This window comes from Cupriavidus sp. HMR-1, assembly GCF_000319775.1.
GTDB lineage: Bacteria > Pseudomonadota > Gammaproteobacteria > Burkholderiales > Burkholderiaceae > Cupriavidus > Cupriavidus metallidurans.
Genome location: NZ_ANKP01000283.1, coordinates 1 through 5370, shown reverse-complemented (window position 1 = coordinate 5370; position 5370 = coordinate 1). Strand labels below are relative to the sequence as shown.

At 66.1% G+C, this 5370-nt stretch carries 6 protein-coding genes and 1 pseudogene; 1 reads left to right on the top strand and 6 read right to left on the bottom strand.

Translation table 11 applies throughout. The features are described 5' to 3' along the window. Positions 1 to 103: 103 nt before the first annotated feature. From D769_RS30570 to D769_RS30545, 6 genes are all read right to left on the bottom strand, one after another. The gene (locus D769_RS30570) at positions 104 to 676 is read right to left on the bottom strand and encodes a DUF2946 family protein (RefSeq protein ID WP_008652638.1); all 573 of its coding nucleotides are present in this window, start codon (positions 674 to 676) and stop codon (positions 104 to 106) included. A gap of 63 nt (positions 677 to 739) precedes the next feature. Next, positions 740 to 1777 carry an alpha/beta fold hydrolase gene (locus tag D769_RS30565; RefSeq protein WP_008652637.1) on the bottom strand — a complete coding sequence of 346 codons (1038 nt, stop codon included), beginning with the start codon at positions 1775 to 1777 and terminating at the stop codon, positions 740 to 742. Between the two features lie 17 nt (positions 1778 to 1794). Next, entirely contained in the window at positions 1795 to 2235 is a 441-nt protein-coding gene (locus tag D769_RS30560) for a nuclear transport factor 2 family protein (RefSeq protein ID WP_008652636.1), read from the bottom strand. 10 nt (positions 2236 to 2245) lie between these two features. After that, positions 2246 to 3268 (bottom strand): lipopolysaccharide heptosyltransferase II, encoded by a 1023-nt coding sequence (waaF, locus tag D769_RS30555; RefSeq protein WP_008652635.1) that lies wholly within the window; start codon positions 3266 to 3268, stop codon positions 2246 to 2248. A 115-nt stretch (positions 3269 to 3383) separates the two neighbouring features. After that, on the bottom strand, positions 3384 to 3578 hold the full coding sequence (locus tag D769_RS30550) for a zinc-finger domain-containing protein (protein WP_008652632.1): 195 nt from the start codon (positions 3576 to 3578) through the stop codon (positions 3384 to 3386). A 59-nt stretch (positions 3579 to 3637) separates the two neighbouring features. Then, complete coding sequence (locus tag D769_RS30545; protein ID WP_008652626.1) at positions 3638 to 4558, bottom strand: branched-chain amino acid transaminase; 921 nt, start codon at positions 4556 to 4558, stop codon at positions 3638 to 3640. Between D769_RS30545 and D769_RS30540 the strand changes: the two are divergent. Beyond that, a pseudogene (locus tag D769_RS30540) lies at positions 4557 to 5370 on the top strand (ATP-dependent helicase); the annotation flags it as partial. The gene D769_RS30545 and the pseudogene D769_RS30540 overlap by 2 nt on opposite strands.

The window sequence follows — 5370 nt, the reverse complement described above, 5'->3', positions numbered from 1 at the left end:
GTGCCTGCGAGCACATGCGCGCCCTGCAAGGGCGCGGCCGCAGACAGTACAAGTGGTACGGCAAGGCCGCGCAACGACGCCAGAATCATTTTGATAGCGGCTCTTACTCGGCTACCGGCGTTCGCACATAGCCATAGCGCTTGGGCAACTCCGCTTCCGTCACCGGTTCGATGTCGATGTCGACCCCGTCGTGATGGAACACCCCCAACGTGGCGCCGCACGCTTCGCCATGCCAGTCGCACGCCTCGCTGAATGCCTCGAGATCATGGTCGTGCAGCAGCGCGACCTGCACGGCATTGTCGACACCCTGCACTGTGCCCGCGAACACCACGTTGCCTTGCTCGTCGGTAAAGCAGGCGGTTGGCGTGAATGGACGGTCCGACGTCGTGGTCAGGCGGCCGTTGTGCAGCCTCGCCACCCACGGCGTGTACATCAGTGAGACGAACACGCGCTGAGGACCATTCTGGAAGTACCATGCGCCACGTTCGTCGTGCGTGTAATTGCGCTCGATGAAACCGATCAGCGCCTCGTGCCGGATCGGATCGCCCGAGAGCCCATGCTGCTGCGCGAACTCGTTGCGCATCCGCCATTGTCCGCGCCGGTCCAGTGCCAGCCAGCCGTAGCAGTACGGCACATTGGGCCAGCGCGCCATGGCCTGCTTGACCATCTCATCCATGTCTGTCTCCTTCTTGTCTCTGCCAGTGTGGCGGTTCCGGCGTTGGGCCGGAGATGCGCCGCCTCAGGTGGCTGGTGTTCCTCGGGCCGCGCGCACGCTGTCGAAATAATCAAGGATGCGTGTGGGCAGCCATTCGATATGGCCCGCGAAGGGCAGCAGCGGCAACTGGCCCAGCAGGCCCTCGCGTGGCGTCATGAAGCCGACATGGCCGCCGTGCTCGGGCTGTTCCAGCAGCACGTCGTCGCTGACCTCGCGTGGGCCCGGCAGATGCTGGCTGGGCAGGAACGGATCGTTGCGGGCGTTGAGGACCAGCGTCGGGATGCGGATCTCGCCGAGGATCGGCTTGCTCGATGCGCGCGCCCAGTAATCGTCGGTGTCGCGAAAGCCGTGCAGAGGCGCGGTCACGACGTTGTCGAACGCATAGAGATCGCGGCTGCCGAGCATCGTTTCCCGATCGTACAGACCCGGAAACTGTTCCAGCTTCGCCAGCGACTTGCGCTTGAGCGTCTGCAGGAACATGCGCGTGTAGATCATGTTGAAGCCACTGGACAGCGCCGCGCCGCCAGCGGCCAGATCCAGCGGCGCCGAGACGGCCGCGGCGGCGGAAAGGAAGTTCGCGCCGCGGCCTTCCTCGCCCAGATAGCGCAGCAGCGCATTGCCGCCCAGCGAGATGCCCACGGCGAGCAGCTGTCGTCCCGGTTGCACCGTGTGGACCTGATTCCGCACGCGTTCCAGCACCCAGCGGATCTCGGCCGAGTCGCCCGAATGGTAGAAGCGCGGCGCGATGTTCAGTTCACCCGAGCAGCCCCGGAAGTGCGGGATCACGCCTTGCCAGCCGCGCTCGCGCAGCGCGGCCATCAGCGTTTGCGCGTAGTGGCTGCGCGAATCGCCTTCGAGACCGTGGAACATCACCACCAGCGGCGCGCCCGGGGTGGTCGGGTGGGTGGTCCAGTCCAGGTCGATGAAGTCGCCGTCGGGGGTATCCCAGCGTTCGCGCCGGAACACGATGCGCCGATGACGCGTGAAGCGTGCCGGCAGGATCGTCTGCGCGTGGCCACCGCGCAGCCACCATGGCGTTTGAAAGGCTTCGCCGAACAGCATGGCGTCTTGCGCGGGGATCAGTGCAGTGCCTGCCCCGGAGCCGCCGCCACGGCCGCTATCTGCACGGCATTCGCCGGGCTGCAGTGGATGTGGGCAAGGCGCCAGCCCTCGTGGTTCTGCATCAGCACGTAGGTGGTGTGCACGTAGAGGTCGGCCTCCACGCGGTCGGTGCCGAATCGCAGCGCTTCCGTCACGTCGAAGATCGACACGGCCAGCGACGCATGGCTGCTGGTCTCGATCGCATCGATCAGCACGGGCTGCTCCTCGAGCAAATGCGCGAATGCCTGGCGCAGTTGGTCGTGGCCGATCAGGCGCTGGCCATCGGGCATCACGCACGTGACAGAGTCTTCATCCAGCCACAGTCGCAACGCGCCATCGGCGTCGCGCAATTTCATGGCTTCACGGAAGGCATCGACGATGTCTTCGGCGGAATCGAACAGGCGGGCGAAACGAGGCATGTTGGATGAGTCAGGGGCGGTGCAGGAGCTTGCGCAGCTCGACAAATACCATTTCGGGCTCGATCTCCTTCAGGCAGCGCAGGTGGCCGAGCGGGCACTCGCGCTTGAAGCAGGGACTGCACTCGAGTTGAAGCCACATGATACTCGCTGCCTGTGACAGCGGGGGGGTGTGGCGCGGATCGCTGGAGCCGAAAACGGCTACCTGCGGCCGGTTCAGGGCGGCGGTGACGTGCATCAGGCCCGAGTCGTTGCAGACCGCGGCCTCCGAGAGCGCCAGCAGATCCACGGCATCGTCGAGCGATGTCTGACCGCACAGATTCCTGACGAACGGCGCGCCTTTGACGATCTCGTCGGCGATCTCGGCATCCTTGGCCGAGCCGAGCGCGATGATCTGCGCGTACGGGAACGAGCGGCGCAGCATCTGCGCCAGCGCGGCGAAGTGCGCGGCCGGCCAGCGCTTGGCCGGGCCGAACTCCGCGCCCGGGCAGAACGAGATCAGACGCGTGCCCGGCGCGATGCCGAAGCGCTCGGCCGTGGCGGCCATGCGCCTGGGATCGCTCTTGAGCTTCGGGTCGGGAATCGACTCGGGCAGGCGGGCGCCGGGTTTGAGCGCCAGACGCGCGTAGTGCTCCACCATCGGCGGCCGCTTGTCACGCGGCGGATTGGCGTGGCGCACGTTGAGCATGCCGAAGCGTGCTTCACCGCGATAGCCGATGCGCAGCGGAATGCCGGCCAGAAACGGAATCAGCGCTGACTTCAGCGAATTCGGCAGCACGTAGGCCATGTCGTAGCCTTCGTGCTTGAGCTGTTGCGCGAACAACAGGCGCGCGCTCAATTGCAGCTTGCCGTGTGCCAGATCGGTCGGGAAGACCTTGCCGATCTCCGGCATGCGCGCCAGCACGGGCGCCACCCATTTGGGGGCGAGCGCGTCGATCACCAGTTGCGGGTGACGGGCCTTGAGCAACGCGAACAGCGGTTGCGCCATCAGCGCGTCGCCGATCCAGTTCGGGGCAATGACGAGGGCTTTTCTCATATTGTGGGTATTGCGTGGCCCTGTGATGCGGTGCCCGGGCATGTCAACGCCCCGGGGCGCTGGGCGGCCCGGGGCGTCAGGTCGAAACGACAGGAATTGGCGAGGGCCGGGCGGGTCAGTGATGACCCTTCAGCACGGTGCCCGGCTTGAGCTTGTAGACGGTGCCGCAGTACGGGCACCTGACCTCGCCAGTGTCTGCCACGTCCAGGAATACGCGGGGATGGTAGTTCCATGCCGGGGTGTTGGCCGTGGGGCAATGCAGCGGCATGTCTTCTGCGCCGATTTCTACGACGGATGCGGTTTGAGTCATGGTGTTGCTTTTCTGTCTTGCAGGGATGTCGATTGGAAATGCAGGGTTGGCGCTGTCGATCAGACCAGCGTCAGCCACTTCTTGTACTTTTCGTCGGTGCCACCCACGGCCGCGAAGAACGCGTCCTGGATGCGCTTGGTAACGGGGCCGCGGCGGCCTTCGCCGATAACGCGGTCGTCCAGCTCGCGGATCGGCGTCACTTCGGCGGCGGTGCCGGTGAAGAACGCTTCGTCAGCGCAGTACATCTCGTCACGCGTGATGCGCTTCTCGCGCACCTCGATGCCGAGGTCACGGGCGATCGTCAGCGTGGCGTCGCGCGTGATGCCGTCCAGGCACGAGGCCAGGTCCGGCGTGTAGATCACGCCGTTGCGCACGATGAACACGTTCTCGCCGGAGCCTTCGCTCACATAGCCTTCGGTATCCAGCAGCAGGGCTTCGTCGTAGCCCAGGCCGGTGGCTTCCTGGTTGGCCAGGATCGAGTTGATGTAGTAGCCCGATGCCTTGGCGCGCACCAGCGACACATTCACGTGATGGCGCGTGAACGACGAGGTCTTCACGCGGATGCCGCGCTCCATGCCTTCCTCGCCCAGATACGCGCCCCAGGGCCAGGCGGCGATGGCCACATGGATCGTGTTGCCCTTGGCCGACACGCCGAGCTTCTCGGAGCCGATCCACACCAGCGGACGGATGTAGCACGACTCCAGATTGTTGGCGCGCACGACTTCGCGCTGGGCGGCTTCGAGCGTGGCCTCGTCGAACGGCATGGCCATCTGGAAGATCTTGGCGGAGTTGAACAGGCGGCGCGTGTGCTCCTTGAGGCGGAAAATCGCGGTGCCTTCCGGCGTCTTGTAGGCGCGCACGCCTTCGAATACGCCCATGCCGTAATGCAGCGTGTGCGTGAGTACGTGAATCTTTGCGTCACGCCACTCAATCAGCTTGCCATCCATCCAGATCTTGCCGTCGCGATCTGCCATCGACATGGTCGTCTCCCTCTGCAGCCCAGGTAAATGTCGCAAAGGCACCATTGTAAGCCGCGCGTCCTTGCGTGCCAACGAAGGGCGGCGGATAGAGCGTTCTACAATCGCACCTTCCGACCTTCTATCGTTCCGCAACCGCGTGTCCCAACCCGAACTTCCCGTCGAGCGTGCCGATCATGATGCCGATTCCGTCGCGGATGGCGGCTGGCAGGCCACGCTTGGCGCACTTGAAGCGTTGGCGGGGGGCGTGGATGAGGCCGCCGGCACCGGCGACGGACGCCGCCTGCTCTGGGCGCTGACCCTCGACGCCGACGGTGTGGTCGGGACGATCGAGCCGCTGGAGCAGACCCACGGGGCGCGTGGCTGGAGCAAGCCCAGGCCGGTGCCGCTGGCCCGTGTGGCCGAGGACGATACCCTGCCACCGTGGGATGTCCGCGTGGCCCGTGCCATTCGCCGCGACGCATCGCGCAACCGGCGTCACGTGCTGGACCGCGCCGCCGCCGTGGTGGCGCTGGTGGGGCATCCGGCCGTGGTGCTGTCCCATGCGCCGACGGTGCCGATGGAAGTGGTCGAGTCCGCGCCTTCGCTCGAGGCGGTGCGCGAGGGCGACCGCTACGTGCTGCGGATCGTGCCGCCGCTGCGCGAGGCGCTGGCCATGGAGGACTTCCTGCCCGCCGCCGCGCGTCAGGAGGCCGAATCGCTGCGCCAGATCACTGTGCTGCAGGATGGTCCGCGCCGGCTGCGCGTGGTCCGCTTCACGCCGGCGCAGCAGGGCGCGGCCAAGCTCATCGCAGGCGGACTCTCCGTGCCGGCCG